The 3,447-nt window shown below is 54.6% G+C and carries 3 protein-coding genes and 1 pseudogene; 2 read left to right on the forward strand and 2 right to left on the reverse strand.

What is annotated here, in order from left to right:
- Window positions 1–54: 54 nt before the first annotated feature.
- Window positions 55–654: a hypothetical protein gene (locus tag ACTHL0_RS01330; protein WP_440564767.1), complete on the reverse strand. Its 600-nt coding sequence runs from the start codon at window positions 652–654 to the stop codon at window positions 55–57.
- A gap of 374 nt (window positions 655–1,028) precedes the next feature.
- Here ACTHL0_RS01330 and ACTHL0_RS01335 point away from each other — a divergent pair, with 374 nt between their 5' ends.
- Window positions 1,029–2,516: an IS1182 family transposase gene (locus ACTHL0_RS01335; RefSeq protein ID WP_440564768.1), complete on the forward strand. Its 1,488-nt coding sequence runs from the start codon at window positions 1,029–1,031 to the stop codon at window positions 2,514–2,516.
- A 214-nt stretch (window positions 2,517–2,730) separates the two neighbouring features.
- Here ACTHL0_RS01335 and ACTHL0_RS01340 read toward each other — a convergent pair whose 3' ends face one another.
- The gene (locus ACTHL0_RS01340; RefSeq protein ID WP_440564769.1) at window positions 2,731–3,027 is read right to left on the reverse strand and encodes a HigA family addiction module antitoxin; all 297 of its coding nucleotides are present in this window, start codon (window positions 3,025–3,027) and stop codon (window positions 2,731–2,733) included.
- A 222-nt stretch (window positions 3,028–3,249) separates the two neighbouring features.
- Here ACTHL0_RS01340 and ACTHL0_RS01345 point away from each other — a divergent pair.
- A pseudogene (locus tag ACTHL0_RS01345) lies at window positions 3,250–3,447 on the forward strand (hypothetical protein); the annotation flags it as partial.

Genomic DNA, 3,447 nt, shown 5'->3' on the forward strand with positions numbered 1-3,447 from the left:
TTGTATTTTTTGTGTGTGTTTTTTTTTTTTTTTTTAAAAATATTAAATAATTTTTTAAAATATTATTTTAAATATAATAATTTTTTTTTTATTTTTGGCCAAGCCGCAAAAACCACGCGACTCCATCGCAGACTGAACCAGGTCAAGTATTCCGTTTCTCTCATCAATATTTCTTAGTTCGACGAAAATGGGAATCCTCTTCCCTTCTCGAAGTTCCCATACGCATAGATTGCGCATGAACATCGATTTACCTTGCCCCACCGTTCCATAGAGCAAAATATTCCCCGTCGTCTTCAGCTCATCAAGTGTAGCTGCAATCCATGATTGCCCTGCAATACCGCCAGATCTTACGCGCGATGGATAGTAAAAGGAGGAAAGTGGCACCAAATCAGATTTGAAGATCGTCCGCACCATCTCTACTTCTTCAATCTTTAGCGCAATCGAATCTCTAACTCCACTTACCATCCATTTCTGGACAAGAGATTTAACGGCACCCGTCGCGGCGTTATACGCGTCCTCGAGCGGTTTTTTTAAAGCGGCTGCTGCTATCGTTGCAGCAAAGGTGGCTCCAGGCATCTTATTGGATATGAAGTTGTAGTGAAGATATCCTAGCAGGGCGCGTTGCCCGGAACAACCAATGTGCGTCATTGACATGCGAGCAGGCGATGGCCGATGAATGGGATGCCGTGATGTCGACGCACGCGCTCATGAAATGACGCTTATTTGTCGACGCCTCCTTTCATATTTCTAACAAATTGAGCCGTTTCATACGACATTGAAAGCACTATGTATTATTCGACTCAATGCAGATCTCCAAGCGTCGACATTCGATAGCTGCCAGTGGCTAGATGACGTGTCAACGCCCGCTAACGCTGACGTGTTGTTCCGGAAAATGCGGCTTGGACGACCGGAGTGCCCCGTTACCTGCCCTTGAGCCGCTGACAGGGCGGCCGGCGGGAAGGGGTCGAGGCTGTGTGGAAACGCATTGATCACCCATAGTGAACCAACACCTTTTTCGATGGTGGCCCATGAAGCGATACATCGAATGCGCGGCGCGAGAGCAACTTGTGCTACTGCCAGAGTTTCTTAAGGACTACATCGATGGAGAGAATCCAGTCCGCGTGATCGATGTCTTCGTGGATGAACTTGATCTCGCCGCTCTGGGCTTCGAACGTGCTTCACCTGCGGCGACCGGCCGACCTGCTTACCATCCAGCAATCCTGCTCAAGCTCTACATCTATGGCTACCTCAACCGTCTTCAGTCCAGTCGGCGACTAGAACGAGAGGCTCAGCGCAATCTTGAGCTCATCTGGCTAATCGGGCGACTGACAGCGGACTTCAAGACGATCGCGGATTTCCGCACGGACAACGGAGACGCGATACGCGCGCTCCGCCGAGAGTTTGTTGTGCTTTGTCGGCGTCTGAAGCTATTCGTCGATGCGACTGCCGCGATCAACGGAAGTAAGTTCAACGCGGTAAACAACCGCGACAAGAACTTCACGGATCGCAAACTCGAAGCCCGCAAGGAACAACTCGAGCAAAGTATCGCGCGCTATATGGACGAGCTTGATCGGGCCGACCGAGAACCTGGCAGCTTGCCGAAAGAGCGAGTCGCGCATCTGAAGGAGAAGATCCTGAAGGTGCGGGCGCATATGCGCAAGCTAGGTGAAATCGAAACTCAGATGAAGGCCAGCCCCGACGGCCAGATCTCACTGACTGATCCTGACGCGCGTTCGATGGCGACCAGTGGGCGACGAACAGGCATGGTCGGCTATAACGTGCAGACCGCGGTGGATTTGAAGCATCACCTGATCGTCGCACATGAAGTCGTCAACGTCGGCCACGATCGCTCACAGTTGGCCTCGATGGCGGGACTTGCGCGGGAGGCGATCGGCGAGAGCAGCATGACTGCCTTCGCCGATCGCGGGTACTTCAAAAGCGACGAGATCCCGCGATGCAAAGAGAATGGTATTGAAACGCTGGTTCCGAAACCACTCACCTCAAGCAGCATACGCGAGGGACGCTTCCACAACCGCGATTTCATCTACATCGAAGCGGACGACGAGTATCGATGCCCTGTCGGCGAACGTGCCATACATCGCTTCACCACGGTTGAGGGCTGGTCTCACAATACCCAAGTACTGGTCCTCGGCGCGTCCAAGATGCGAATTGAAACCGCGATGCACGCCGACTACCGCAAGATCGCGCGCTGGGAAGATGAGAAGGTACTCGACGATATGCAGCGCCGTCTCGATCAAATGCCGGATGCTGCAAGATTGAGACACCAGACCGTCGAGCACCCGTTCGGGACGCTCAAATTCTGGATGGGCGCCACGCATTTCCTGACCAGAACGCTCCGGCATGTCCGAGCGGAGATGAGCTTGAACGTGCTGGCATACAATATGAAGCGAGCGATCAAAATACTGGGAATGAAGACGTTGATCGCAGCGATGGGGGCGGTAGGCCCCGTCAACGCACACGCAGCAATGCACCGACTTCGCGAAGCTCGCACATAGGCCGCTTGCTCTACTACATACTGAACATACCGAGCGTTTTCACACGGCCTCGGTCGATATCTGCCGCTCCGATGTCGGCGCACCCGCCCGAGTGAGGCGACGGCTCGTATGGCACAGTGCGGCCAGGAAGTTCAACGTCGCCCCGACCGTGCCGTTCAGACGACGGCTTCACCCACATTCCGCGCAATACGGACAAGATGCGAAGCCATTCGCATCAAGCAGCGTGCCGCGGAAGCGGTTTAATCTTCGGGGCCGGCCGCTGCTGCGCCTGCCACAAATCCCATTGTGCCTGCATGCCGATCCACATTTCGGGCGACGTGCCCAGCCATGCAGCAAGCCTAAGCGCGAAGCTGGCGGTCACGCCTGACTTGCCGTTCAGCACGTTGGATAGCGTAACGCGGTCGGTCTGCAACGCTTCAGCCGCCTGCTCGACGGTCATGTCCTCGGGGATCCATTCCCGCAGCACCTCGCCCGGGTGCGCGGGATTGTGCATCATCGTCAAAACATTCACCTTACTCACTATCCTGGTAAGCAACCAGGGGCGCGTCCGTACCTTCGAACGTGAAGGTCAGCCGCCAGTTTCCGTTGGCCCAAATCGATCAATGCCCTTTCAAATCGTCTTGCTCATCTTCTCGACTGTCCTTGCTTGAGTTTAAACGCCCAACAACGAATTCGTTTCACGGCGGCGAGCCTAAATATGTCTCGCTCCCATGTTCCATCAAGTTCACTTGCTATGCTGTCACCACCGACCTGTCCGGGAGCGAGTGTGGCGAACCGAAATCTGCTCCATAGTGCCCCAAACACCACCCGCGCTGTTGCCGCCCAAGCAAGCCCGTGTGACGAACTCGTCATCCGCTCGCAGCACGCAACAGTGGATCGGCCATGCCGGCGCAAGCGTCTTGCGCTCGCCGCGACGATTCTCGGCTCGAGC

Source organism: Trinickia sp. (genome assembly GCF_051961175.1).
Lineage (GTDB): Bacteria > Pseudomonadota > Gammaproteobacteria > Burkholderiales > Burkholderiaceae > Trinickia.